Below are 24,906 nucleotides of genomic sequence, written 5' to 3'. Positions count from 1 at the left end.
GCCGGGGACTTACACCATATGAAAAACAGGCCCGGTGCGAAATGCCTGTTCGGGTCGAGGATGCCAGATCACCATCCACACGTTGTGCCCCGGCAGTCACCAGGAGTGCTCTGAGCCGGGCTCGCGTAGGTTTGCCGAACGATGACCGACACCTCCATCACCCCCGACACGGCGGCCGCCCAACCCCACCCGGTCCGGGCCAGCGCCGGCGCAGTCGTCACCACCGTGGCCTGCGTACTCCCGGTCTTCCTGCTCGGCGGTCTCGCCGTGCAGATGGGCGCCGACCTCGGCTTCTCGCCGGCCGGCCTGGGCCTGGCCGTCTCCGTCTACTTCGGAGTCAGCGCGCTGGCCTCGGTGCCCTCCGGGCGCCTGGTCGAGCGGTACGGTCCGGCCCTGGTCGCCCGCTGCGGCATCCTGCTGGCCGCCGGGTCGATGCTGGCCGTGGCCGCCTTCGCCCGGTCGTACCCGGTGCTGGTCGGCCTGCTGGCGCTCAGCGCCGCCGCGAACGCGCTCGGCCAGTTGGCCAGCAACGCCGCGCTGGCCCAGCACGTGCCGGCCCGGCGGCAAGGGCTGTCGTTCGGTGTCAAGCAGGCCGCCATCCCGGTCTCCACCCTGCTGGCCGGAGTGGCGGTGCCCACCATCGCGCTCACCGCCGGCTGGCGCTGGGCGTTCGTGGCCGCCGCCGTGGCCGCGCTGACGACGCTGGCCGCCGTACCCCGGCAGTTGCCCGGCCTGACCCGGCGGCCCGGCGCCACCCGCGCCGGGCGGGCGACGGCGGCGCTGGTGGTGCTCGGCGCGGCGGCGACGTTGGCCTCTGGCGCAGCCAACGCGCTGGGCACCTTCCTGGTGGACTCCGCCGCGGCCCGGGGCCTGTCGCCGGGCCTCGCCGGCCTCACCCTGACCCTGGGCAGCGCGGTCTGCGTGGTGGCTCGGGTGGGCGCCGGCTGGTTCGCCGACCGCCGCGAGACCGGCCACGTCGCCCTCATCGCCGCGATGCTGCTCGTCGGCGCGGCCGGGCTGGGCCTGCTCGCATTGACCGGCTCGGTGCCGTTGGTGGTCGGCGTGGTACTCGGCTTCGGCCTGGGCTGGGCCTGGCCCGGCCTGATGAACTTCGCGGTGGTCCGGCTGCACCCACAGTCACCGGCCGCCGCCACCTCGATCACCCAGACCGGGGTGTACGCGGGCGGCTGTCTCGGCCCGCTCAGCCTGGGCCCACTCGCCGCCCACCTCGGTTACCCGACGATGTGGACCGTCGCGGCCGTGGCGATGCTGCTCGCCGCGGCCCTCATGTTGGTCGGCAGTCGGCTGTTGACCCGCGCCGCCGCCGTGGCGGGCCGGGGCGTGGATCAGCTGGTGCGGTCGGCGATGTAGTCACAGAGCGACTCGAGCGCGCTGCGGGACGGGCCGAGCGGCAGCGGAGCGAGCTGCGCGCGGGCCTCCTCGGCGTAGCTGCGCACGGTCTCCCGGGCCCGCTTGAGCGCCGGGCTCTCCCGGAGCAGCCCCAACGCCTCGGCGTGCAGCGCGTCATCGGTCAACGGGCCGGTCGCCAGGATCTCCCGCAGCCGCACCGACGACGCGTCGGAGTCGTCCGCCTCGCGGGCGTAGAGCACCGGCAGCGTCGGGACGCCCTCGCGCAGGTCCGTGCCGGGGGTCTTGCCCGACTGCACCGACTCGGAGGCGATGTCCAGCAGGTCGTCGGAGAGCTGGAAGGCGACGCCGATCGTCTCGCCGTACCCGGCGAGGGCCTCCACGTGCTCCGGGGCGGCGCCACCGAACATGCCGCCGAACCGGGCCGACGTGGCGATCAGCGAGCCGGTCTTCTCGGCGATCACGTGCAGGTAGTGGGTTACCGGGTCGTCGTCGGCGCGCGGACCCACGGTCTCCGCGATCTGGCCGTGCACCAGCCGGGCGAAGGTGCGTGCCTGCAACCGGACCGCCTCGGGGCCCAGGTCCGCGGCGATGTCCGCCGCGCGGGCGAAGAGGTAGTCGCCGACCAGGATGGCGACCGAGTTGGTCCACCGGGAGTTCGCGCTCGGCGCGCCCCGACGGACGGCGGCCTCGTCCATCACATCGTCGTGGTAGAGGGTGGCGAGGTGAGTGAGCTCCATCACCACGGCGGCCGGGACCACCTGCGCACCGGTCGGGTCACCGAACTGGGCGCCGAGCGCCACCAGCAACGGCCGGAAACGCTTCCCGCCGGCCTCGACGAGGTGCCGGGCAGCCTCGGTGACGAACGGATCGGCGCTGGACACGCTGGACCGCAACTCGACCTCGACCGTGTCCAGCAGACCGAGCACGGATGCCTCGACACGGGGATCAGCGAGGTTGAGGCCAAGCGCACCGAACTGACTCGTGCTCGCCCGACCCCGCCGACCGCCGGAGCCGGAGGCACCTGAACGCTCGCCCGCCGGATTCACCACGCTATCAACCATGCCACACCCGTTCGACCTGCTCCGGCCCGGTGATCGATCCTTCGGTTATCGCACGAATTCGGCGGCTCCAGCGGCCAGATCGAGCAGCGGCGCCGGGGCGACGCCCAACACCAGGGTCGCCAGCACACCGATCATCAGCGCGGCGGAGGTGAGCCCACCGGGCACGGTGACGGTCGGGGTGGACTCGCCCGGCTCGGAGAGCCACATCATCACCACGACCCGCAGGTACGGGAACGCGAGCACCATGCTGGTCAGCACGCCGGCGATCACCAGCCACGCCTGGCCACCTTCCAGGGCCGGCCCGAAGACGGCGAACTTGCTGGTGAATCCGCTGGTCAGCGGGATACCGGCGAAGGCGAGCAGGATGAACGTGAACAGCGCGGCGAAGAACGGCGACCGCCGGCCCAGCCCGGCCCAGCGGGACAGGTGGGTGGCTTCGCCGTCGTCGTCCCGCACCAGCGTCACCACGGCGAACGCGGCCAGCACCGAGAAGCCGTATGCGACCAGGTAGAACATCGTGCCGGCGAGCCCGTCGCGACTCGGTGCCAACACACCGACCAGCAGGTAGCCGGCGTTGGCGATCGAGGAGTACGCGAGCAGCCGCTTGATGTCGGTCTGGGTGACCGCGAGCACTGCGCCCACCAGCATGGTCAGCACCGCCACCGCGCCGAGGACCGGGGTGAAGTCCCAGTTGGCGTCGGCGAACGCGACCTGGAAGACGCGCAGCAGGGCACCGAACGCGGCGACCTTGGTGCAGGCTGCCATGAACCCGGTGACCGGGGTCGGGGCGCCCTGGTAGACGTCCGGGGTCCAGACGTGGAACGGGGCCGCCGCGGCCTTGAAGAGCAGACCGATGGCGAGCAGCGCCATGCCGGCGAAGAGCAGCACCGGGCTGGCCGGCGACTCGCTCACCGCCGCGTGGATGGTGGCGAAGTCGACGCCGGCCGGGCGGCCCGGGATGCCGGCGGTGAAGCCGTAGATCAGGGCCACGCCGAACAGGAAGAACGCGGAGGCGTACGCGCCGAGCAGGAAGTACTTCATCGCCGCCTCCTGGCTCAGCAGCCGCCGGCGACGGGCCAGCGCGCAGAGCAGGTAGAGCGGAAGGGAGAAGACCTCCAGCGCGATGAACATGGTCAGCAGGTCGTTCGCCGCCACGAAGATCAGCATGCCGCCGATCGCGAACGTGGTGAGCGGGTAGACCTCGGTGAGACCGTTGCGCCCCTCGGCCTGCCGCCGGTCGTCGGCCGACTCGGCGGTTACCGCGGCCTGGGCGACGAACGCCCCGCCCCGCTCGACCGAACGATCACCGATCAGCAGCAGCGCCATAGCGGCCAGCACCAGGATCGCGCCCTGGAGGAAGAGCGTCGGCCCGTCGATCGCGAGGGCCTGGCCGGCGGTGATGATCCGCTCGTCGGCGCTGAGGACCACCATGGTCAACGCCGCGAGCACCGCGAGCAGCGCCAGGGTCAACTGCACCACGTGCCGCCAGCGCCGAGGCACCAGGGCCTCGACCAGCACGCCGAGCAGCGCGACGCCCAGCATGATCAGGATTGGAGCGATCGCCGCGTAGTTGATCGACGGCAGGTTCAGCTCGGTCACTTTGCCGCCTCCTGGACGGTGCCCACCGACGGGGCCGGGTCGGTTCTACCGATGTCGTCCATGGTCGCCTGGACGGCGGGGTTGATCACGTCGGTGACCGGCTTCGGGAAGAAGCCGAGCAGCACGATCAGCGCGATCAGGGGGGCGACCACGACCTTCTCGCGCAGGTTGAGGTCCCGGCGCATGCCGTCGACCTCGGTCAGCGCCGGGTTGAGGGTGCCCTGGGTGGTGCGCTGCACCATCCACAGCACGTACGCGGCGGCCAGGATGATGCCCAACGTGGCGATGACCGCGACCGGCTTGTTCACCGTGAACGTGCCGATCAGCACCAGGAACTCGGAGATGAACGGTGCCGTACCGGGCAGCGCCAGCGAGGCGAGACCGGCGAAGAAGAGCACCCCGGCGAGCACCGGGACCAGCTTGCCGGCGCCCCCGAAGTCGCTGATCAGCGCCGAACCACGTCGGGAGATCAGCATGCCGACCACCAGGAAGAGCAGACCGGTGGCCAGCCCGTGGTTGAGCATGTAGAGCACCGCGCCGGTGCCGGCCTGGGTGGTGAAGGCGAAGATACCCACCCCGATGAAGCCGAAGTGCGCGATCGAGGTGTACGACACCAGCCGCTTGAGGTCGTTCTGGCCGACCGCCAGCAGCGCGGCGTAGACGATGCCGATCACGCCCAGGGCCAGCGCCCACGGCGCAAACCACTTCGACGCCTCGGGGAAGAGCGGCAGGCAGTAGCGCAGGATGCCGAAGGTGCCGACCTTGTCCAGCACGCCGACGAGCAGCGCCGCCGCTCCCGCCGGGGCGGCGCCACCGGCATCGGGCAGCCAGGTGTGGAACGGGAAGAACGGCGCCTTGATGGCGAACGCGAGGAAGAAGCCGAGGAACAGCCACCTCTCGGTGCCGGTGCTGATGTCGACCTGCGAGAGCGCCTGCCAGTCGAAGGTCTTCCCGCCGACCACCCACAGGCCGATCACCGCGGCCAGCATGAACAGACCGCCGACGAGCGAGTAGAGGAAGAACTTCACCGCCGCGTACTGCCGCTGGTGGCCGCCGTAGCTGCCGATGAGGAAGTACATCGGCACCAGCATGACCTCGAAGAACACGTAGAACAGGAAGACGTCGGCGGCCGCGAAGACGCCGATCATCGTGCATTCGAGGACCAGCAGCAGCGCGAAGTAGACGGGCACCGACCGCTTCGACGACTCGGCGTCGTGCCAGGACGCCAGGATCACCAGCGGCACCAGCACCGCGATCAGCATCAGCATCACCAGCGCGATGCCGTCGGCCGCGAAGGTGAAGCTGACACCCCAGTTGGGGATCCACGAGTACGACTCACGGAACTGGAACCGGTCACCGCCGGCGTTGAAGCTGACCCACATCACCACCGAGAGCACCAGCACGAGCAGCGACCAGGCGAACGCCACCTGCTTGGCCAGCTCCGGGCGGTGGCGCGGCAGGAAGGCCACCACCAGGGCGCCCACCAGCGGCGCCACGGTGAGCACCGAGAGGAACGGGAAGTTGGACATTATGCGGCCTTACCTCCGTCGTCACTGCGTGGTCCGCCGGCGGGGGCGGCCGGAAAGAGGTTGATCACGCCAACCACCCCGCCTGCACCGCCAGGAACGCCGCCATCACCAGCAGCGCACCGGCCAGGATCGAGGTGGCGTACGAGCGGACAAAGCCGGTCTGCATCCGGCGGAGGCGACCCGAGCCCCCGCCGACCGCGGCGGCGAGCCCGTTCACGAGCCCGTCGATGCCCCGGTTGTCGAGGTACACCAGCGCCCGGGTGAGGAAGATGCCCGGCTTCTCGAAGACCGCCTCGTTGACCGCGTCGGTGTAGAGGTTGCGCCGGGCGGCGGTGACCAGCACCCCGGCCGGCTGCGGCGCGGTGGCCGTGCCGGCCCGGAACAGGAACCAGGCGAGCCCGGCGCCGAGCACGGTGACCAGCAGCGACAGCGTGGTGATCACGGCGTGCGAGAGGACCGCCTCGTGCTCGCCATGTTCGCCGCCCAACCCGGCGGTCTCCGTCAGCCAGTCCGGAACGGACGTGGCGAGCAGGAAGCCGGCACCGACGGACCCGACCGCCAGGAGGATCAGCGGGATGGTCATCAGCTTCGGCGACTCGTGCGGGTGCTCGATGTCCTCGGTCCACCGCTGCGGGCCGTGGAAGGTGAGCACGAACAGCCGCGTCATGTAGAACGCGGTCAGCCCGGCACCGAGCAGCGCCGCCCCGCCGAAGAGCCAGGCGGTCCAGTCCTCCCGCTCGAAGGCGGCCACGATGATCGGCTCCTTGGAGAAGAAGCCGGAGAACGGGAACATGCCGATGATGGCCAGCCAGCCCATCATGAAGGTCAGCCAGGTGATCTTCATGTACTTGGACAGCCCACCGAAGCGGCGGATGTCGACCTGGTCCTTCATTCCGTGCATGACCGAGCCGGCGCCCAGGAACATGTTGGCCTTGAAGAAGCCGTGCGCCAGCAGGTGCACGATGGCCAGCGCGTACGCCGCGCCGCCGAGGCCGACACCGAGGAACATGTAGCCGATCTGGCTCACCGTCGACCAGGCGAGCACCCGCTTGATGTCGTCCTTGGCGGCACCGATGATGCAGCCGATCAGCAGGGTGAGCGCGCCGACACTGACCACCACGAGTTGCAGCGTCGAGTTGGCCGAGAAGATCGGGTTGGACCGGGCGATCAGGTAGACGCCCGCGGTGACCATGGTGGCGGCGTGGATGAGCGCCGACACCGGGGTCGGGCCCTCCATCGCGTCCGGCAACCACGCCTGGAGCGGGAACTGACCGGACTTACCGGCCGCTCCGAGCAGCAGCAACAGGCCCAGGACCAGCACGGTGGTGCCGGTCAGCGCGCCGACGGAGTTGAACACCTCGTCGTACTGGGTGGTGCCCAGGGTGGCGAACATGATGAAGATGCCGATGGCCAGGCCGGCGTCGCCGACCCGGTTCATCAGGAACGCCTTCTTGCCGGCGGTGGCCGCGCTCGGCCGCTCGGTCCAGAAGGAGATCAGCAGGTACGACGCCAGACCGACGCCCTCCCAGCCGAAGTACAGCATCACGTAGTTGTTGCCCAGCACCAGCAGCAGCATCGCCGCGACGAACAGGTTGAAGTACGCGAAGAACCGACGACGGCCCGCGTCGTGCGACATGTACTCCACCGCGTACAGGTGGATCAGGAAACCCACCCCGGTGATCAGCAGTACGAAGACCGCGGCCAGCGGGTCGAAGAGCAGGCCGAAGTCGACGCGCAGATCACCGACCGCGATGAAGTCCCAGAGGCTCAGCTCGACCGACTTGTTCTCCAGGCCACGCAGCTGGAAGAAGAAGCTCAGGCCGAGCACGAACGCGACGCCGATGGCGGCGACGCCCAACCAGTGCCCCCAGCGGTCGGCCCGGCGGCCGAGCAGCAGCAGGATGGCCGCGCTGACCAGCGGGATCGCCACCAGCAGCCAGACGCCCCCGAGCAGCCCCGTGGCCTGGGCGTATTCCACAGTCTCTTCCACCGGTGGACCCCTCTAGTACTTGAGCAGGTTGGCGTCGTCGACACTCGCCGAGCGTCGCGTCCGGAAGATGGACATGATGATCGCGAGCCCGACCACGACCTCGGCCGCCGCCACCACCATCACGAAGAACGCCATGATCTGACCGTTGAGATCACCGTTGATCCGGCTGAAGGTGACCAGCGTCAGGTTGGCCGCGTTGAGCATCAGCTCCACGCACATGAACAGCACGATCGCGTTGCGCCGGACGAGCACCCCGGCGGCGCCGATAGTGAACAGCACCGCCGCGAGCACCAGGTAGTAGTCAGGCGTCATTGGTCCGTACCTTTCAGCGTGGTCTCCTGCGCGGTCAGCTCCCGCACCGGCAGGATGTCCGGCGTGCTCCGCTCGGAGAGCCGGCCGTCCGGCAGTCGAGCCGGGGTGGCCACCGAGGACGAGGTCGCGAAGACGCCGGGGCCCGGCTTGGGGCCGGGGTAGTTGCCCGGCGCGAAACGGGCCCGCATCGTCGACGGCTGGTCGACCTTGTCCTGCTTACGGCGCTCGATGTGCGCGAGCACCATGGCACCGACCGCCGCGGTGATCAGCAGCGCCGAGGTCAGCTCGAACGCGAAGACGTACTTGGTGAAGAGCAGTCGGGCGATGCCCTGCACGTTGCCCTCCGCGTTGGCCTGCTCCAGGCCGACCGCGGTGGTCCCATCCAGCGCCCGGTAGAGCGCGCCGCCGACCAGACCGGCGAAGCCCAGCCCCAGCACGATCGCGGCGACCCGTTGACCCCGCAACGTCTCGATCAGCGAGTCGGTGGAGTCCCGTCCGACCAGCATCAGCACGAAGAGGAAGAGCATCATGATCGCGCCGGTGTAGACGATGATCTGCACCATGCCGATGAACGGCCCGGCCTGGAGCACGTAGAACACGCCCAGACAGAGCATGGTGAGCACCAGCCAGAGCGCGGAGTGGACCGCGTTGCGGGCGGCCACCATCCCGATCGCGCCGATCAGCGCGAGCGGACCGAGGATCCAGAAGGTGACCTCCTCGCCACCGGACACCCCACCCGCCGCGGCCAGCACCGTAGACGTGGTCATGCTTTCTCTCCCTTGCCGGCCGCGGCCCGCTGGGCGGCCTGCTCGGCGCCCGGGAACGTCACGCCGGGGTGCTCCTCGACCTGGTAGCGGCCGGGGCCCATCGGGGACGTCTCCGCACCGGCGGAGGTGCCCGGGTTGTCCAGCGCGCCGACGTAGTAGTCCTTCTCGCTGTCACCCAGCCGCATCGGGTGCGGCGGCTGCTCCATGCCCTCGAGCAACGGCGCGAGCAGCTGCTCCTTGGTGAAGATCAGATCCTGCCGGTTGTCCCGGGCCAGCTCGTACTCGTTGCTCATGGTGAGCGACCGGGTCGGGCATGCCTCGATGCACAGCCCGCAGAAGATGCACCGGGCGTAGTTGATTTGGTAGATGCTGGCGTACCGCTCACCCGGCGAGAAGCGCTGCTCGTCGGTGTTGTCGCCACCCTCGACGTAGATCGCGTCCGCCGGGCAGGCCCAGGCGCACAGCTCGCAGCCAATGCACTTCTCCAGGCCGTCCGGGTGCCGGTTGAGGATGTGCCGCCCGTGGTAGCGCGGCGCCGACACCGGCGGCTTGAACGGGTAGTCGGTGGTGACGACCTTCCTGAACATGTGCGAGAAGGTGACACCGAATCCCTTGAACGTTCCGGTGATCGCGCCCACGTCACACCTCCCTGGAGTCCGAGCCGGCAACGATGTTGGCCGGCTCCCGCTCGGCGACCACGCGCGTGATACGCGGGCTCGGTGGTACCTGAAGATCCATCGGTGGCAGCGGGAAGCTCCCGTGCGGCCGGTTGTCGACCTGTTCCTGCGTCGTCGGCTTCGGCTTCGGACGCCGGCTGGGCCAGAAGATCGTGGCGATCAGCAGGATGCCGGCCGGAATGCCGACGGCGATCACCTTGCCGCGGGTGTCCCAGTCCTCGATGGAGCGCAGGCCCGACAGGACCAGGATCCAGACCAGGTTGATCGGCAGCAGCACCTTCCAGCCGAGCCGCATGAACTGGTCGTACCGCAGCCGCGGCAGCGTGCCACGCAGCCACACGAAGACGAAGACCAGCGCGATCACCTTGCCGAAGAACCAGAGCATCGGCCACCAACCGGAGTTGGCGCCCTCCCAGATGGTGATCGGCCAGGGTGCTCGCCATCCGCCCAGGAACAGCGTGGTGGTGACCGCGGACATGGTCACCATCGCGACGTACTCGCTGAGCATGAAGAGCGCGAACTTCAGCGAGCTGTACTCGGTCATGAAGCCGGCGACCAGCTCGGACTCGGCCTCGGGAAGGTCGAACGGCGCCCGGTTGGTCTCACCCACCGTGGCGATGAAGAAGATGATGAAGCTCGGCAGCAGCAGGATGGCGTACCAGCCCGGCGCCGGGATCGTCTGGCCGAAGATGGTCAGCTGGGTGCCGTCGCCCTGGGCGGCGACGATCCCGCTGGTGCTCATCGTGCCGGCGGTCATGAAGACCGCCACGATGCTGAGCCCCATGGCGACCTCGTAGGAGATCATCTGGGCACTCGACCGGAGACCGCCCAGCAGCGGGTACGTCGAGCCGGAGGCCCAGCCGCCCAGCACGATGCCGTAGACGCCCATCGAGGAGCAGGCGAGCAGCAGCAGCACCGCCACCGGCACGTCGGTGACCTGCAACGGCGTGTGGTGACCGAAGATGCTCACCATCGGGCCGAACGGCACCACCGACAGGGCGGTGACCGCGCAGATCACCGAGATCGTCGGGGCGAAGAAGTAGACGACCTTGTCGGCCGCCTTCGGCAGGATGTCCTCCTTGAAGGCCATCTTCAAGCCGTCGGCGAGGGTCTGCAGCAGGCCGAACGGACCGACCTGGTTGGGGCCGGGCCGCACCTGCATGTAACCGACCACGCGCCGTTCGAACCAGACCCCGAGCAGGGTGGCCAGCAGGCCGAAGGCGAACGCGAAGACAATCTTGCCGAGAACCAGCCACCACGGATCCCGGCCGAAGTCGGCCAGCGTCGGATCCTGGGCCAGGTAGATCGGACTCACTGGTTACCCCCGGAGTTGAGGAGCGGACCCGGGAGACCGGTCTCGTCGGCCGCCACGCGTCCGGCCGGGATGGCCGTACTCGGTGCGGGGACGGAGATCCGGACGACCGCGCCGGACGTCGCCCCGAGGCTGCGCCGCACGGTGGAGCCGGGTGAGTTGGTCGGCAGCCAGACCACGCCGTCCGGCATCTCGGTGAGTTCCGCCGGCAGGGTCAGCGCCCCCCGGTCGGTGCCGACCGTGACCGCGTCACCGTCGACCACACCGAGCGCCTCGGCGATGCCCTTACCCAGCCGGACCACCGGCGGACGGGCGGTCCCGGCAAGGTTCTCGTCGCCCTCGGTCAGGGTGCCGAGGTCCACCAGCTGGTGCCAGGTGGCCAGCACGGCCTCCCCGGCGTTCGGCTGCGGCACCCGACCCGGCGCGACCGACGGCGCGGCCGGCCGAGACGTACGCGTCGCCGGCAGCGTGCCCAGCTCGCGACGCACGCTCGGCACGTCGGCCGTGCCGAGGCGCACGTCGAGCAGCGCGGCCAGCGCGTCGAGCACCCGGCCGTCGGTCATCGCGGCGGTGTTCAGCACCGCCTCGAACGGGCGCAGCCGGCCCTCCCAGTCCAGGAAGCTGCCGGCCTTCTCGGCCACCGGGGCGACCGGCAGCACCACGTTCGCCCGTCGGGTCACCGCGCTGGCGCGAAGCTCGAGGCTGACCAGGAACGGCACCGCGTCCAGGGCGGACTCGGCCAGCCGCGGGTCGGCCAGGTCGGCCGGGTCGACACCGCCGACGACCAGCGCGCCGAGCTGGCCGTTGGCGGCCGCGGTGAGGATGCCGTCGGTGTCCCGGCCGGCCTGGCTCGGGATCACCCCGGCCGGGATGTCCCACGCCTCACCCAGCTCGGCCCGGGCGGCCGGCTCGGTGACCAGGCGTCCACCGGGGAGCAGGTTGGGCAGGCAGCCCGCGTCGACCGCGCCGCGGTCACCCGCGCGCCGCGGCACCCAGGCCAGCTTCGCGCCGGTACGCCGGGCCACGTCGGCCGCGGCGGAGAGCCCACCCGGCACGGAGGCCAACCGCTCGCCGACGATCAGGATCGCGCCCGGTGCGCTCAGCGCCTCACTGACCGTGGCGTGCTCGGCGAGCACGCTGGCCTCCTCGCCCGGCACCACCCGGGCCAGCTTGGCACCGAGCTTCTCCAGGCCGCGGGTGGCGAAGGGCGCCAGCGCGTACACCGTCAGGGTCTTCTTCAGGTACGCCTTGCGCAGCCGCAGGAAGAGGATCGGGCACTCCTCCTCGGGCTCCAGGCCGACCAGCACCACCGCCGGCGCGTTCTCCACGTCGGTGTAGGTGACGTCGGTGACCCCGGCGACCGAGCTGGCCAGGAAGTCGGCCTCCTCGCGGGAGACCGGCCGGGCCCGGAAGTCGATGTCGTTGGTGTTCAACGCGACCCGGGCGAACTTGGCGTACGCGTACGCGTCCTCGACGGTCAGTCGACCACCGGTGAGCACGGCCGTGCCCTGCCCGCTCTCCCGGGCCGTGTGCAGCCCCTCGGCGGCGACGGTGAGCGCCTCACTCCAGGACGCCTCGCGCAGCTCACCGGTGTGCTCGTCGCGGACCAGCGGAGTGGTCAGCCGGTCGGCGGCCCGGGTGTACTGGAAGCCCCACCGGCCCTTGTCGCAGTTCCACTCCTCGTTCACCGCGGGCTCGTCGCCGGCCAGCCGGCGCAGCACCTTGCCGCGCCGCCAGTCGGTGCGCTGCCCGCAGCCGGCGGAGCAGTGCTCGCAGACGCTCGGGCTGGAGACCAGGTCGAACGGGCGGGCACGGAAGCGGTACTGAGCACCGGTCAGCGCACCCACCGGGCAGATCTGCACGGTGTTGCCGGAGAAGTAGGAGTTGAACGGAACGTCGCCGGCGTCGCCCTCTTCGCCGTACGCGTCGTCCCGGTAGATGTTGATCTCCTCGGCGGACGACCGGCCCATCAGGTCGATGAACTTGTCGCCGGCGATCTCCTCGGAGAACCGGGTGCACCGCTGGCAGAGCACGCAGCGCTCGCGGTCCAGCAGCACCTGGCTGCTGATCGCCATCGGCTTCTCGTACTCCCGCTTGTGCTCGTGGAAGCGCGAGTCGGTGCGGCCGGTGGACATCGCCTGGTTCTGGAGCGGGCACTCACCGCCCTTGTCACACATCGGGCAGTCCAGCGGGTGGTTGAGCAGCAGCAGCTCCATCACCCCCTCCTGCGCCTTCTTGGCCACCGGGGAGGTGATCTGGGTGCGCACGACCATGCCGTCGGCGACGGTCTGGGTGCAGGAGGCCACCGGCTTGCGCTGCCCCTCCACCTCGACCAGGCACTGCCGGCACGCGCCGGCCGGAGCCAGCAGCGGGTGGTCGCAGAACCGGGGGATCTCGGTGCCCATCTGCTCGGCGACCCGGATCAGCAGCGTCCCCTTGGGGGCGGTGACCTCGACGCCGTCGATGGTGAGGGTGACGGTCTCGGTCTGCTTGGCTACGTCGGTCATCAGTGCGCCCCTACCAGGGTCTTCTCCGACAGCTTGGGTGCGGTCCGACCCTCGATGTAGTCGAGGTAGTCCTGCTTGAAGTACTTCAGCGAGGAGGTCACCGAGCTGGTCGCGCCGTCACCGAGGCCGCAGAACGAGCGGCCGAGGATGTTGTCGCAGGTGTCCAGCAGGGTGTCCAGGTCTTCGTGGGTGCCCTGACCGGCGAGGATCCGCCGGTAGACCCGGACCATCCAGTAGTTGCCCTCGCGGCACGGGGTGCACTTGCCGCACGACTCGTGGTGGTAGAACTCCAGCCACCGGTACGTCGCGTAGACCGGGCAGTCCTGGTCGGAGAAGATCTGGGTGGCCGTGGTGCCGAGGATCGAGCCGGCCGCCGCCACCCCCTCGAAGTCCAGTGGCACGTCCAGGTGCTCGGCGGCGAGCAGCGGGGTGGACGAGCCGCCCGGGGTCCAGAACCGCAGGTTGTGGCCGGGCTGCATACCACCGGCCAGCTCCAGCAGCTCGCGCAGCGTGACACCCATCGAGCACTCGTACTGGCCAGGGTTGGCGACCCGGCCGGAGAGCGAGTAGATCATCGGCCCGGAGGACTTCTCGGTGCCCATGCTCTTCCACCAGTCGGCCCCACCGAGCACGATCGGCGGCACGCTGGCGATGGTGCCGACGTTGTTCACCACCGTCGGGCTCGCGTACAGGCCGTGGGTGGCCGGGAACGGCGGGCGCAGCCGGGGCTGCCCCCGGAACCCCTCCAGCGAGTCCAGCAGCGCCGTCTCCTCGCCGCAGATGTACGCCCCGGCGCCGGAGTGCACCACCAGTTCCAGGTCGTAGCCGCTGCGCAGGATGTTCCGGCCCAGGTAACCCTTGTCGTACGCCTCCTGGACCGCGTTGCGCAGCCGACGCGCGGCGTGCACCGCCTCGCCCCGGATGTAGATGTAGGCGCGGGCGGCCCGGATCGCGTACGACGCGATGATCACGCCCTCGACCAGCGAGTGCGGGTCGTGGGTCATCAGCGGCAGGTCCTTGCAGGTGCCCGGCTCGCCCTCGTCGGCGTTGACCACCAGGTAGTGCGGCTTACCGTCGCCCTGCGGGATGAAGCCCCACTTGAGGCCGGTGGGGAAGCCGGCGCCGCCTCGGCCCCGCAGCCCGGAGTCCTTGATCAGCTGGATCAGGTCGTCCGGGTGCGCCTTGAGCGCCTTGCGCAGCGCGGCGTAGCCGTCCAGCTGCTCGTACGTGCCGATTTGCCAGGCGTCCGGCGACAGCCAGCGCTTGGTCAGCACCGGCGTCAGCTTGGCCAGCGTCTCCGGGCGGGGAGTGGTCACTTCTGGGCCCCCGTTTCGTTCGCGTCCGCCGGTCCGGCGCCGTCGGCGTCCGTCCCAGCCTTCGCTTCGGTGAGGTTGCGCTCCTGCGCCCCGGCCTCGTCGCCGGCGGGCTTGCCGTCGCCGGCCGGCGCGTTGGCCGCCACGCCGGCGGCCTCGGCCGACCGCGCGTCACCAGCCTCGGGCGCGGTGCCGGTGCCGTCCGCCGGGACCTTCGTGCCAGGGGCGTCCGGCACTGCCGTGTCCGCGTCCGGCTGCCGGGTCTCGGCGGTACGCACCTGCGGCGACTTGTCGTCGGGTGCCTTCACGTCGCGGGTGGTGCTGCCGGTGGCGGCCTCTGGCTTCGCCGGCCCGGCGACCCCGGCCGCCCCCGTCGGGGCGGACGCCCCGTCGCCACCCTTGACCGGTGCCGCGCTGGCCTCGGCGGGCGCCGGCTTGGCGGCCTCCGCCTTCGCCTTCGCCTCGGCGGCGGCCTTGTCGGCCTCGGCCTTGCTGCGGATCGGCGTGTTCGGGTCGAAGCCCGGCACCGACACGCCGTGCTGCTGGGCCAGCCGCAGCCCGCGCAGGGTGGGCTCGCCCGGCCCGCCGTCGGCGACGGCGCCGTCGCGCTCGTCGGCGAAACCGGCGAGCTGCACCGCCATCTCCTTGAGCGTGCAGAGCCGGGCGCCCCGGGTCGGCATCGGCCGGCCGCCGGCGCGCAGCTCGTCGACCACACCGACCGCGGTGGAGGCGTCCACGCCGTCGAAGAAGTCGTAGTTGACCGTCATCACCGGGCCGTAGTCGCACGCCGCCAGGCACTCGGCGTGCTCCAGCGTGATCGTGCCGTCGGCGGTGGTCTCGTCGTGCCCGACGCCCAGGTGCTCGGCGAGGGTGTCGTAGACCTCCTGGCCACCGAGCACGTTGCACATCGTGTTGGTGCAGACGCTGACCAGGAAGTCACCGGTCGGCTTGCGCTTGTACATCGTGTAGAAGGTGGCCACCGCGCCGACCTGGGCCTTGTTCAGCCCCAGCACCTCGGCACAGAAGGCGACCCCGGCCGGGGAGACGTACCCCTCCTCGGCCTGCACCAGGTGCAGCAGCGGCAGCAACGCCGAGCGGGACCGGTCCGCCGGGTAACGGGCGATGATCTCGCGCGCCCGCTCCCGGGTCTCGTCAGTGAAAGTCGTCGTCATCAGAGCCGCCTTCCGTTCGCGACTGCGGGGCTCGCAAGCTCACTCCTCGCACTCACCTGTCACACCCACCCATGACCGGGTCCAACGAGGCGCCGCCGGCGATCACGTCGGCGATCAGACCGCCCTCGGCCATCGCCGGGAGGGCCTGCAGGTTGACGAAGCTCGGCTCCCGGTAGTGCACCCGGTAGGGCCGGGTGCCACCGTCGGAGACCGCGTGGACACCCAGCTCGCCGCGGGGCGCCTCGATGGCGACGTACACCTGGCCGGGCGGGACCCGGAAGCCCTCGGTCACCAGCTTGAAGTGGTGGATCAGCGACTCCATCGACTGACCCATGATCTTCGCGACGTGCTCCAGCGAGTTGCCCATGCCGTCCACGCCGATGGCCAGCTGCGCCGGCCAGGCGATCTTGCGGTCGGCGACCATCACCGGGCCCGGGCGGAGCCGGTCCAGCGCCTGCTCGACCAGCTTCATCGACTCCCGGATCTCGGCGAGCCGGACCTGGTAGCGGCCCCACACGTCACCGTCGGGGTGGGTCGGCACGTCGAACTCGTAATTCTCGTAGCCGCAGTACGGCATGGTCTTGCGCAGGTCCCAGGCGAGGCCGGCGGAGCGCAGCACCGGGCCGGTGATGCCGAGGGCCACGCAGCCGGTCACGTCCAGCACCGCGACGTTCTTCGTCCGCTCGGTCCAGATCGGCTGACCGGAGAGGAGGTCCTCGTACTCCTTGAGCTTCTTCGGCATCATCTTGAGGAACTCGCGGATCTTGACGATCGCGTCGTCCGGCACGTCCTGCGCCACACCGCCCGGCCGGACGTACGCGTGGTTCATCCGCAGGCCGGTGATGGTCTCGAAGATGTCGAGGATGTACTCCCGCTCGCGGAAGCCGTACAGCATGATCGAGATCGCGCCCAGCTCCATGCCGGTGGTGGCCAGCCAGACCAGGTGCGACGAGATCCGGTTGAGCTCCATCATCAGCACGCGGATGGTGGTGGCCCGCTCGGTGATGTCGTCGGTGATGCCGAGCAGCTTCTCGACCGCGAGGGCGTACGCCGTCTCGTTGAAGATCGGGGCGAGGTAGTCCATCCGGGTCACGAACGTCGAGCCCTGAACCCAGTTGCGGTATTCGAGGTTCTTCTCGATGCCGGTGTGCAGGTAGCCGACGACCGAGCGGGCCTCGCGGACCGTCTCGCCCTCCAGCTCAAGGATCAGCCGCAGCACCCCGTGCGTGGACGGGTGCTGCGGACCCATGTTGACCACGATCCGCTCGTCGTTGATCGGGTCGGTGCCCGCGACGATCGTGTCCCAGTCCCCGCCGGTGACGGTGAAGACCCGACCCTCGTCGGTCTCGCGCTCGCTGGCGTAGTTCGACGTCGTCACAGTGCCGGCCCTCCGATCGCGACTGCGGGGCTCCGCTCCGCTGCACTCCTCGCGCTCACTGGTACGACCTCCGCGTGTCCGGCGGCTGGATCTCCGCGCCCTTGTACTCGACGGGGACGCCGCCGAGCGGGTAGTCCTTGCGCTGCGGGTGGCCCTCCCAGTCGTCCGGCATGAGGATCCGGGTCAGGCTGGGGTGGCCGTCGAAGACGATGCCGAACATGTCGTACGCCTCGCGCTCCTGCCAGTCCGCCGTCGGGTAGACGGCGGTCACGCTGGGCAGGTGCGGGGCCTCGACGGAGACCGCGGCCTCCAGCCGGACCCGCCGCCGGTACGTCATCGAGGTGAGCAGGTAGACCACGTGCAGCCGGCGTTCGTCGGCGCCCAGGTAGTCCACGCCGGACACCGAGGAGCACAGCTCGAACCGCAGCGCCAGGTCGTCCCGCATCACCTGGCAGACCTCGGCGATCCGCTCCGGGCGTACGTGCAGGGTCAGCTCACCCCGGTCGACCACGACCTTCTCGATCGCGTCACCGAAGGCCGGGTACGCCTCCTCCAGCGCGTCGCGGACCTCGTCGAAGTAGCCCCCGTACGGCCGGGACGCCTCCTCGATGGGCTGGCGCTGGCGGACCAGGCCGCCGTAACCGGACACGTCGCCGGTGCCCTGGTTGCCGAACATGCCGCGCCCCGCCGGGCTGGCCGGCGGGTACTCGGCCGGGGCGGTGCTGCTGGCGCCGACCGGCGTGACCGGCACCGGCACCCCGCCGTCGTTGGGCTTGTCCGTGGGTGACGTCATTTCGGGCCTACCTGCGGGTGGAGGTGGTTCTGAGCGTTCATCCAGTTCTCGATCCGCAGCTGCTCCTCGCGGCCCTCGCGGACCGCCCGGGTCCACTCGGCGCGCCGGGCCTTGTCGCTGCGGTACGAGGAGGGCATCGAGCCGTAGGGCACGACCGGAACGTCGCCGCGCTCCTGCCGGGCCGCGAGCATCTTGCGACCGTTCGGGCCCAGCGGCTCGTACATGATCTTCTCGCGGAGCTTGAGGATCGCGTCGATGAGCATCTCCGGCCGGGGCGGGCAGCCGGGGAGGTACATGTCGACCGGCACCACGTGGTCGACGCCCTGCACGATCGCGTAGTTGTTGAACATGCCGCCGCTGCTGGCGCAGACGCCCATCGAGAGCACCCAGCGCGGCTCGGCCATCTGGTCGTAGATCTGGCGCAGCACCGGGGCCATCTTCTGACTCACCCGGCCGGCCACGATCATCAGGTCGGCCTGCCGGGGCGACGCCCGGAAGACCTCCATGCCCCAGCGGCCCATGTCGTAGTGCGGACCACCGGCGGCCATCATCTCGATGGCGCAGCAGGCCAGGCCGAAGGTGGCGCCCCACACGGACGACTTCCGAGACCAGTTGACCAGCTTCTCCACCGAGGTGAGCAGGACGCCGGCGGGAAGCTTCTCCTCGATGCCCATCTGACGTTCCTTCCTCAGTCCCAGTCCAGGCCGCCGCGCCGCCACACGTAGGCGTACGCAACGAAGACCGCGACGATGAACAGGACCATCTCCACGAAGCCGAAGATCGGCAGAGCGTCGAACGAGACCGCCCAGGGGTAGAGGAAGATGATCTCGATGTCGAAGACGATGAAGAGCATCGCCGTCAGGTAGAACTTGATCGGGAACCGCCCGCCGCCGACCGGCTGCGGGCTGGGCTCGATGCCGCACTCGTAAGCCTCGAGTTTGGCCTTGTTGTAGCGACGGGGACCGGCGAAGCGGGCGGCGCCAACGGAAAACAGCGAGAACGCCGCGGCGAGGGCGAACAGCCCGATGATCGGTGCGTAAGGCGAGAGCGACATCGTTTTCTCCTGCTCGTCCTTCCCTGCCCTCGGTGCTTGACGAAAATCACACTATTCACGTCCCTCGCAGTGGCAGTCGGCGGGGGTCGATCTTTGTCGGCATCGGGGCCGTGACCAGCACCGATGCCGTCCTACTTATACGGCTGGGGCGGCCTTCGTCATCGCGTTGATGACCCGATCCATCGCGTCCCCGCCGCGCGGGTCGGTCAGGTTGGCCAACAGCTTGAGCACGAAACGCATCAGCGTCGGGTGCGGCATGCCGTGTTTGGTGGCGATCCGCATGATCTCGGGGCGGCCGATCAGTTTCACGAAGATGCCGCCCAGCCGGTAGTAGCCGCCGAGCCGGGCCTTCAGCTCGTTCGGGTACGCCATCAGCGCGCGCTCCCGTTCCGGGCCGGCCGGCCGGGCGAGGGCCTGGACCATGGCCTCCGCGGCGAGTTCGCCGGACTCCATGGCGTACGCGATGCCCTCACCGTTGAACGGGTTGACCATGCCGCCCGAGTCGCCGACCAGCAGCACGCCCCGGGTGTAGTGGGGCACCCGGTTGAAGCCCATCGGCAGCGCGGCACCGAGGATCGGACCGTCGGCGTTGGTCTCGTCGGTCATCCCCCAGTCTTCCGGGGTGTTGGCGAGCCAGTCGGTGAGCAGCCGGCGGTAGTTGGTCTTGCCGAAGGCCGAGGACGAGTTGAGCACGCCGAGGCCGACGTTGACCCGCCCGTCACCGAGGCCGAAGATCCACCCGTACCCGGGCAGCAGGTTGTCGCCGCTGTCCTTGCTGCGCAGCTCCAGCCAGGACTCCAGGTAGTTGTCCTCGTGCTTGGCCCGCGAGCGGTAGTAGCGGCGGACGGCCACACCGATCGGCCGGTCCTCCCGCTTGGCCAGCCCGAGCGCGAGCGGGAACCGGCCGGAGACGCCGTCCGCCGCGACGACCAGCGGGGCGTGGAAGGTGGTGGGCTCCTTGCCCGGCCCGACCTCCGCCTCGACACCGGTCACGCGGCCGTCGTCGTCGAGCACCGGGCCCAACACGTTGACGCTGGTCCGCAGCTTCGCGCCGGCGGCCACCGCCCGCTGGGCGAGCAGGTCGTCGAAGTCCAGTCGGGTGCGCACCAGACCGTAGTTGGGGAAGCTGGCCAGCTCCGGCCAGTCCAGCTCCAGGCGGACCCCACCGCCGATGACCCGCAGGCCGCGGTTGTGCAGCCAGCCAGCCTCGGGCGAGGTGTCCACACCCATCCGGATGAGCTGGCGCACCGCGCGCGGGGTCAACCCGTCGCCGCAGACCTTCTCCCGGGGGAATTCGGTCTTCTCCAACAACAGCACCCGTACGCCGTGCCGGGCCAGGTGGTACGCAGTCGCTGATCCACCGGGACCGGCGCCCACGACAATGACGTCGGCGTCGTGTTCCACCGCGGTCATTCGCGCCTCCTCCCGCACGCTCGTGAAATGCTTCACAAGCCAGACGGGACGAGTGTATGACCGGCGTCATACCAGCGCAGGATCAGGGGTACCTAACTCGCCGATGTGACAGCAGATGACCGTCCACAGCAGTCAGGTGTCAGGCCGGGCTGGCGGCGTCCAGGCCCGCGTCGACCCGGATCGTCTCCGGCAGATGCTCACGGAGCGCCCCACCGGCCGCCCGGTCCAGTGCCGCCAACACCTCGGCGACCACCTGCCGGACCTCCACCGGGTCGGCCCCGGCCAATTCGCGCAACTGGGCGATGAGTTCGGCCGCGTCGTCGTCGGTGGCGGCCACCGGGTCCGCCGGGTCTGCTCCGGTCATGCGATCGAGCGTACGGGGCAAAGTGGACTAAAGCCGGATATTAGCGGAACGTGAAAAATGTCCGTGCCCGTTGGTGCGGCCCGTCCGCTACTCGCGGATCCCCCGGTGCAGGGCCACCACACCGCCGGTCAGGTTGCGCCACGCCACACGTCCCCACCCGGCCGCGGCCACCCGCCCGGCCAGCGCGGACTGCGCCGGCCAGGCCCGGACCGACTCGGCGAGATAGACGTACGCCTCGGGGTTGCTCGACACCGTGCGGGCCACCGCCGGCAGCGACCGCATCAGGTACGACAGGTAGACCGTCCGGAAGACCGGGTTGACCGGGGTGCTGAACTCGCAGACCACCAGCCGGCCACCCGGCCGGGTCACCCGGGCCAGCTCACGCAGCGCCGCGTCGGTGTCGTTGACGTTGCGCAGCGCGAAGGAGATGGTCACCGCGTCGAAGCTGGCGTCGGCGAACGGCAGCCGCAGCGCGTCCCCCGCCAGCAGCGGCACCTCGGGTCGGGACCGCTTGCCCGCGTACAACATGCCCAGCGACAGGTCGACCCCGACCGCGTACGCCCCGGACTGGGCCAGCTCGCGCGTCGAGACGCCGGTGCCCGCCCCCACGTCCAGCACCCGCTCGCCCGGCCGCAGCCCGAGTGCCGCCCGGGTGGACCGGCGCCAGGAGCGGTCCTGGCCCAGCGAGATCACCGTGTTGGTCAGGTCGTAACGCTCTGCCACGCCGTCGAACATCGCGGCGACCTCGTGCGGCTGCTTGTCCAGACTGGCGCGCTGGCCCTGCGGGGTACGGCTCACCCCTCCACTCTGCCAGCCGCCCGTCAACCGACGCTCGCTGGGTGCCGCGGCACGCACCGGGTACGGGTGAGGGCGGGGTGGTCGCCCACCCCGCCCTCACGTCGTGCCTGCGTTCATGACACCTCGGCCAGAACGCGGGTTGCCCTCGCACTCCTCGCGGTCGCGCCTCTGCCGCGTGCCGCCGGTCAGGCGTCGGTGTCAGTCGGTCGACTTCTCGTCGGTTGGCGAGACCAGGACCACCTTGCGGCGACGGGTGAGCACCAGCAGCGCCCCACCCACGAGCAGGATGATCACACCGATGCCGCCGATCAGGCCGACCTGCACACCGGTCACCGGCAGGCCACCACCGCCCGAGCCGCCACCGTCGGAGCCGCCACCGGCACCCGGCGAGACCGTCGTGCCCGGCGTCGTCGTACCGCTCGGGAGCGGCGTCGGGGTGGCCGTCGCGGTCGGCGTCGGCGTGACCGTCGGCGTCTCCGTCGGCGTCGGGGTCGGTGTCTCGGTCGGAGTGACAGTCGGCGTCGGAGTCGGCGACTCCGACGGGGTAGGCGTCGGCGTAGGCGTCTCCGTCGGGGTGACCGTCGGCGTCGGAATCGGCGACTCCGACGGGGTAGGCGTCGGCGTAGGCGTCTCCGTCGGGCTGACCGTCGGCGTCGGAATCGGCGTCTCCGACGGGGTAGGCGTCGGCGTAGGCGTCGGCGACTCGGTCGGAGTGACAGTCGGCGTCGGCGACTCCGTCGGGGTGACCGTCGGCGTCGGCGTCGGGTCCTCGCTCAGGTCGACGAAGACGTCAAAGATCGCCTGGTTGTCGCCCTCGTCGACCTCGGTGAAGGTCTTCCGCTGAGCGGTGTTGGCCCGCTGCGGCCTCCCCTCGGGCGCACCGGCTGCCGCGTCCAGACCGTGCGCCACCAGTTCGCCGACCCGCAGCACCGGCTCGGTGACGTCCTTGCCGACGGTCACCTTGATGTCCGCCGTGTAGTAGTCCCCGGGCCGGATCACCGCGCCGTCGTCCTGACAGAGCGCCTGAGCGACGCCGAAGGTCTGCGCGGTGCACGTGTCCGGCAGGGTGTCGAAGGTGACGCCCGCCGGGAGGGTGAGCACATAGGCGAGGCCGGTGGCCTTGCGGCTGCCGTCGTTGTAGACCGCCCAGTCGACCGGCACCGTCTCGCCCGGCCGCACCGGCCGAAGGTCGGGGTCGTCGCCGCTGACGCCGTTGACCACGACGTTGGCGTTGACGTCCTGCACCCAGCTGGTCAGGTCGTACCCGGGCTCGGTGACGGTGATGTCGTGCTCGACCTTGTTGTCTTCCTTGTTGGGGTCATCGGTGGCCGAGCGGATGGTGACCACCAGCGTGCCGGCGGCGCCCTTACCACCGGTAGAGAAGATCGGAATGCCGAAGTCCTCGCTGGTGCCGGCGGCCAGATCGCCGAGGCGGCAGGTGAATTTCTTGCCGTCCACCCGGCAGCCGTCGGGCACCACGACCCGGACCTTGTTCGGCTTCAGCTTGCTGGTGTCCACGGTGTAACTGACACCCTTGGCGTCTTCCTCGCTCCGGGAGTTGTCGACCGAGAACTTGAACGGCTTGCTCTTGGCCTCGGTGACACCCTTGGCCAGGTTGTAACTGAGCGGCACCAGGGCCAGATCGGCCTGCTCGGCCGCCAGCACTGGGGCGGCCACGGCGGCGATGCCGCCGGCCGCGAGCAGCGCCACGACGCTGGCACGCACCAACGTCGAGCGGTGGAACGCTGTCATCAGTCCCCCGGGGGTAGGGAAGAGAGAATGGTTGCGGAACGAGCGGACGCTATCGGAGGCCGATGTTCCACGCCAGCAGGCAGAGCCGTTTTCAGCAGCCCGGTCCGAGCTGGGCAGACAGTACGGGCGGGATGGTCGCCCATCCCGCCCGTACCGCCGTGCGTTATATGAACGACCCGCAGCGGGCCGATGGAGGACAGCCCCGTCGGTCGACGGTGGTGACGGATATGAGCCGGGACGCTAGCCGCCGACGATCATTCCCACCACCCCCGCACCGGACAGCTGGACGCTGCGGCGGCGGGGACCACCCGTACCGCCGGGGTGATCCGGCGGGAGCATGAGCGTCGGTCAGCCGAACGGCCGGGCGCCGACAGTCAGCTGACGTCGACCAGGGGCAGAGATCGACCCGCGCCGCCGCCGGGCAGCGCGATCGAGGAGAAGTGCGAGACCACCCGCTCGTCGGTCGGGTCGTCGGCCGGCGTGTGGTGCACGGCCAGCCGGTTGTAGAGGGTGTCGCGCTGGGCGGGGATCCGGTCCGCCGAGCGGATCATGCCGATCAGCTCGTGCAGGTTGGAGCGGTGCCGGGCACCGGCGGAGGAGATGACGTTCTCCTCCAGCATGATCGAGCCGAGGTCGTCCACGCCCATGTGCAGCGCGAGCTGCCCGACGTCCTTGCCGGTGGTCAGCCAGGACGCCTGTAGGTGCGGCACGGTCTCGAAGAAGAGCCGGGCCACCGCGACCAGCCGCAGGTATTCCAAGGTGGTCGCCTGGGTGCGGCCCTTCAGGTGGTTGTTCTCCGGCTGGTACGTCCACGGGATGAAGGACCGGAAACCGCGGGTGCGGTCCTGCACGTCCCGGATCATGCGCAGGTGCTCGATCCGCTCGGCGTGCGTCTCGCCGGTGCCCATCATCATGGTGGCGGTCGACTCGATGCCCTGCCGGTGGGCCAGCTCCATGACCTCCAGCCAGCGCTCGCCCGACTCCTTGAGGGGCGCGATGGCCTTGCGGGGCCGCTCGGGCAGCATCTCCGCGCCGGCGCCGGCGATCGAGTCCAGGCCGGCGGTCTTGATCCGGGCGATTGCCTCGTCCAGGCTCACCCCGGAGACCTTGGCCATGTGCAGGATCTCGCTGGGGCCGATCGAGTGGATGACCAGCTGCGGGTACGCCTGCTTGACCGAGGAGAACAGCTCCTCGTAGTACTCCACGCCGTAGTCCGGGTGGTGCCCGCCCTGGAGCATCACCTGGGTCGCGCCCAGCTCGACCGCCTCGCCGCACCGGCGCAGGATCTCCTCGGTCGGGTGGGTCCACCCTTCCTTGTGTTTGGGAGCGCGGTAGAACGCGCAGAACTTGCACGCCGTCACGCAGACGTTCGTGTAGTTGATGTTGCGGTCGATCAGGTAGGTGACGACGTTGTCCGGGTAGCGCCGCCGACGCACCGCGTCCGCCGCCTCGCCCAGCGCGTGGAAGGGCGCCTCGGTGTAGAGCAGCAGCGCCTCCTCGGGCGTGATCCGCCCGCCGTCCGCGCCGCGCTGCAGGATGTCGTCGATCTCCCGGCTCACCGTCACACCCCGAGCCTACGCCGACGACGCGCCCCTTCCGGGAGGGGTGTTCATGGCTGTGATTCGCTCCGCACACCCTTGAGCGGGCTGGAACCAGAATCTCGACGAGGTCGAGCTGCGCCCTTTCCGCGATCTTGCACTTGCTGTGGCGGCATAGGGGGCGTTCCGCGCATCTCGGCGACCGA

General features: G+C 70.2%; 20 protein-coding genes and 1 pseudogene. 1 reads left to right on the top strand and 20 read right to left on the bottom strand.

Translation table 11 applies throughout. The features are described from left to right. The first annotated feature begins 141 nt into the window (after nucleotides 1–141). The gene (locus AC5L30_RS04900) at nucleotides 142–1,371 is read left to right on the top strand and encodes an MFS transporter (protein WP_494865660.1); all 1,230 of its coding nucleotides are present in this window, start codon (nucleotides 142–144) and stop codon (nucleotides 1,369–1,371) included. Here AC5L30_RS04900 and AC5L30_RS04895 read toward each other — a convergent pair. From AC5L30_RS04895 to mqnC, 20 genes and pseudogenes are all read right to left on the bottom strand, one after another. Next, complete coding sequence (locus AC5L30_RS04895) at nucleotides 1,347–2,432, bottom strand: polyprenyl synthetase family protein (protein ID WP_494865659.1); 1,086 nt, start codon at nucleotides 2,430–2,432, stop codon at nucleotides 1,347–1,349. The two genes, AC5L30_RS04900 and AC5L30_RS04895, sit on opposite strands and share 25 nt — an antisense overlap. A gap of 45 nt (nucleotides 2,433–2,477) precedes the next feature. Continuing rightward, the gene (nuoN, locus tag AC5L30_RS04890; RefSeq protein WP_494865657.1) at nucleotides 2,478–4,031 is read right to left on the bottom strand and encodes an NADH-quinone oxidoreductase subunit NuoN; all 1,554 of its coding nucleotides are present in this window, start codon (nucleotides 4,029–4,031) and stop codon (nucleotides 2,478–2,480) included. Beyond that, a complete protein-coding gene (locus tag AC5L30_RS04885) occupies nucleotides 4,028–5,560 on the bottom strand; it encodes an NADH-quinone oxidoreductase subunit M (RefSeq protein WP_358086504.1) in 1,533 nt (510 codons plus the stop codon). Before AC5L30_RS04885 ends, nuoN begins: the two co-directional genes overlap by 4 nt. Before the next feature lie 64 nt (nucleotides 5,561–5,624). After that, nucleotides 5,625–7,550 (bottom strand): NADH-quinone oxidoreductase subunit L, encoded by a 1,926-nt coding sequence (gene nuoL, locus AC5L30_RS04880; protein WP_494865655.1) that lies wholly within the window; start codon nucleotides 7,548–7,550, stop codon nucleotides 5,625–5,627. Nucleotides 7,551–7,562: 12 nt separating this feature from the next. Further along, nucleotides 7,563–7,862, bottom strand: coding sequence for an NADH-quinone oxidoreductase subunit NuoK (gene nuoK / locus AC5L30_RS04875; RefSeq protein WP_030486270.1), 300 nt, complete (start codon nucleotides 7,860–7,862; stop codon nucleotides 7,563–7,565). Beyond that, the gene (locus AC5L30_RS04870) at nucleotides 7,859–8,629 is read right to left on the bottom strand and encodes an NADH-quinone oxidoreductase subunit J (protein ID WP_494865653.1); all 771 of its coding nucleotides are present in this window, start codon (nucleotides 8,627–8,629) and stop codon (nucleotides 7,859–7,861) included. Before AC5L30_RS04870 ends, nuoK begins: the two co-directional genes overlap by 4 nt. Beyond that, on the bottom strand, nucleotides 8,626–9,267 hold the full coding sequence (gene nuoI / locus AC5L30_RS04865; RefSeq protein WP_141907606.1) for an NADH-quinone oxidoreductase subunit NuoI: 642 nt from the start codon (nucleotides 9,265–9,267) through the stop codon (nucleotides 8,626–8,628). The genes AC5L30_RS04870 and nuoI overlap by 4 nt, the downstream gene beginning before the upstream one ends. A 1-nt stretch (nucleotide 9,268) precedes the next feature. After that, nucleotides 9,269–10,621: an NADH-quinone oxidoreductase subunit NuoH gene (nuoH, locus tag AC5L30_RS04860; RefSeq protein ID WP_494865651.1), complete on the bottom strand. Its 1,353-nt coding sequence runs from the start codon at nucleotides 10,619–10,621 to the stop codon at nucleotides 9,269–9,271. Beyond that, nucleotides 10,618–13,125 carry an NADH-quinone oxidoreductase subunit G gene (locus AC5L30_RS04855; protein ID WP_494865649.1) on the bottom strand — a complete coding sequence of 836 codons (2,508 nt, stop codon included), beginning with the start codon at nucleotides 13,123–13,125 and terminating at the stop codon, nucleotides 10,618–10,620. The genes nuoH and AC5L30_RS04855 overlap by 4 nt, the downstream gene beginning before the upstream one ends. After that, nucleotides 13,125–14,441 carry an NADH-quinone oxidoreductase subunit NuoF gene (nuoF, locus tag AC5L30_RS04850; protein WP_494865648.1) on the bottom strand — a complete coding sequence of 439 codons (1,317 nt, stop codon included), beginning with the start codon at nucleotides 14,439–14,441 and terminating at the stop codon, nucleotides 13,125–13,127. Before nuoF ends, AC5L30_RS04855 begins: the two co-directional genes overlap by 1 nt. Beyond that, a complete protein-coding gene (nuoE, locus tag AC5L30_RS04845; RefSeq protein ID WP_494865646.1) occupies nucleotides 14,438–15,610 on the bottom strand; it encodes an NADH-quinone oxidoreductase subunit NuoE in 1,173 nt (390 codons plus the stop codon). Before nuoE ends, nuoF begins: the two co-directional genes overlap by 4 nt. Nucleotides 15,611–15,662: 52 nt before the next feature. Then, nucleotides 15,663–16,988 (bottom strand): NADH-quinone oxidoreductase subunit D, encoded by a 1,326-nt coding sequence (locus tag AC5L30_RS04840; protein WP_387170811.1) that lies wholly within the window; start codon nucleotides 16,986–16,988, stop codon nucleotides 15,663–15,665. A 55-nt stretch (nucleotides 16,989–17,043) separates the two neighbouring features. Beyond that, nucleotides 17,044–17,781, bottom strand: coding sequence for an NADH-quinone oxidoreductase subunit C (locus AC5L30_RS04835; protein ID WP_494865645.1), 738 nt, complete (start codon nucleotides 17,779–17,781; stop codon nucleotides 17,044–17,046). Next, the gene (locus AC5L30_RS04830) at nucleotides 17,778–18,455 is read right to left on the bottom strand and encodes a NuoB/complex I 20 kDa subunit family protein (RefSeq protein ID WP_088986765.1); all 678 of its coding nucleotides are present in this window, start codon (nucleotides 18,453–18,455) and stop codon (nucleotides 17,778–17,780) included. The genes AC5L30_RS04835 and AC5L30_RS04830 overlap by 4 nt, the downstream gene beginning before the upstream one ends. Before the next feature lie 14 nt (nucleotides 18,456–18,469). Next, nucleotides 18,470–18,835: an NADH-quinone oxidoreductase subunit A gene (locus AC5L30_RS04825; protein ID WP_007454588.1), complete on the bottom strand. Its 366-nt coding sequence runs from the start codon at nucleotides 18,833–18,835 to the stop codon at nucleotides 18,470–18,472. 135 nt (nucleotides 18,836–18,970) lie between these two features. After that, on the bottom strand, nucleotides 18,971–20,248 hold the full coding sequence (locus tag AC5L30_RS04820) for a geranylgeranyl reductase family protein (protein ID WP_494865643.1): 1,278 nt from the start codon (nucleotides 20,246–20,248) through the stop codon (nucleotides 18,971–18,973). 139 nt (nucleotides 20,249–20,387) lie between these two features. Then, nucleotides 20,388–20,612 carry a hypothetical protein gene (locus AC5L30_RS04815; RefSeq protein WP_410819909.1) on the bottom strand — a complete coding sequence of 75 codons (225 nt, stop codon included), beginning with the start codon at nucleotides 20,610–20,612 and terminating at the stop codon, nucleotides 20,388–20,390. A gap of 87 nt (nucleotides 20,613–20,699) precedes the next feature. Then, nucleotides 20,700–21,410 (bottom strand): demethylmenaquinone methyltransferase, encoded by a 711-nt coding sequence (locus tag AC5L30_RS04810; RefSeq protein ID WP_494865641.1) that lies wholly within the window; start codon nucleotides 21,408–21,410, stop codon nucleotides 20,700–20,702. 672 nt (nucleotides 21,411–22,082) lie between these two features. Next, nucleotides 22,083–23,162 (bottom strand): annotated as a pseudogene (locus AC5L30_RS04805) (cell wall anchor protein); the annotation flags it as partial. A gap of 374 nt (nucleotides 23,163–23,536) precedes the next feature. Further along, nucleotides 23,537–24,727 carry a cyclic dehypoxanthinyl futalosine synthase gene (gene mqnC / locus AC5L30_RS04800; RefSeq protein ID WP_494865639.1) on the bottom strand — a complete coding sequence of 397 codons (1,191 nt, stop codon included), beginning with the start codon at nucleotides 24,725–24,727 and terminating at the stop codon, nucleotides 23,537–23,539. Nucleotides 24,728–24,906 lie beyond the last annotated feature (179 nt).

The organism is Micromonospora sp. BQ32, from assembly GCF_059358895.1.
The sequence above is the reverse complement of the archived record's forward strand: the minus strand, read 5'-3'. Positions and strand labels throughout refer to the sequence as shown.

Bases quoted from the DNA above. Each gene is read 5' to 3' on its own strand.
- nuoE (WP_494865646.1), bottom strand. From the start codon at position 15,610: ATGACGACGACTTTCACTGACGAGACCCGGGAGCGGGCGCGCGAGATC.
- AC5L30_RS04885 (WP_358086504.1), bottom strand. From the start codon at position 5,560: ATGTCCAACTTCCCGTTCCTCTCGGTGCTCACCGTGGCGCCGCTGGTG.
- AC5L30_RS04820 (WP_494865643.1), bottom strand. From the start codon at position 20,248: ATGACCGCGGTGGAACACGACGCCGACGTCATTGTCGTGGGCGCCGGT.
- AC5L30_RS04835 (WP_494865645.1), bottom strand. From the start codon at position 17,781: ATGACGTCACCCACGGACAAGCCCAACGACGGCGGGGTGCCGGTGCCG.
- AC5L30_RS04900 (WP_494865660.1), top strand. From the start codon at position 142: ATGACCGACACCTCCATCACCCCCGACACGGCGGCCGCCCAACCCCAC.
- nuoK (WP_030486270.1), bottom strand. From the start codon at position 7,862: ATGACGCCTGACTACTACCTGGTGCTCGCGGCGGTGCTGTTCACTATC.
- AC5L30_RS04830 (WP_088986765.1), bottom strand. From the start codon at position 18,455: ATGGGCATCGAGGAGAAGCTTCCCGCCGGCGTCCTGCTCACCTCGGTG.
- AC5L30_RS04825 (WP_007454588.1), bottom strand. From the start codon at position 18,835: ATGTCGCTCTCGCCTTACGCACCGATCATCGGGCTGTTCGCCCTCGCC.
- AC5L30_RS04815 (WP_410819909.1), bottom strand. From the start codon at position 20,612: ATGACCGGAGCAGACCCGGCGGACCCGGTGGCCGCCACCGACGACGAC.
- AC5L30_RS04895 (WP_494865659.1), bottom strand. From the start codon at position 2,432: ATGGTTGATAGCGTGGTGAATCCGGCGGGCGAGCGTTCAGGTGCCTCC.
- AC5L30_RS04870 (WP_494865653.1), bottom strand. From the start codon at position 8,629: ATGACCACGTCTACGGTGCTGGCCGCGGCGGGTGGGGTGTCCGGTGGC.
- AC5L30_RS04855 (WP_494865649.1), bottom strand. From the start codon at position 13,125: ATGACCGACGTAGCCAAGCAGACCGAGACCGTCACCCTCACCATCGAC.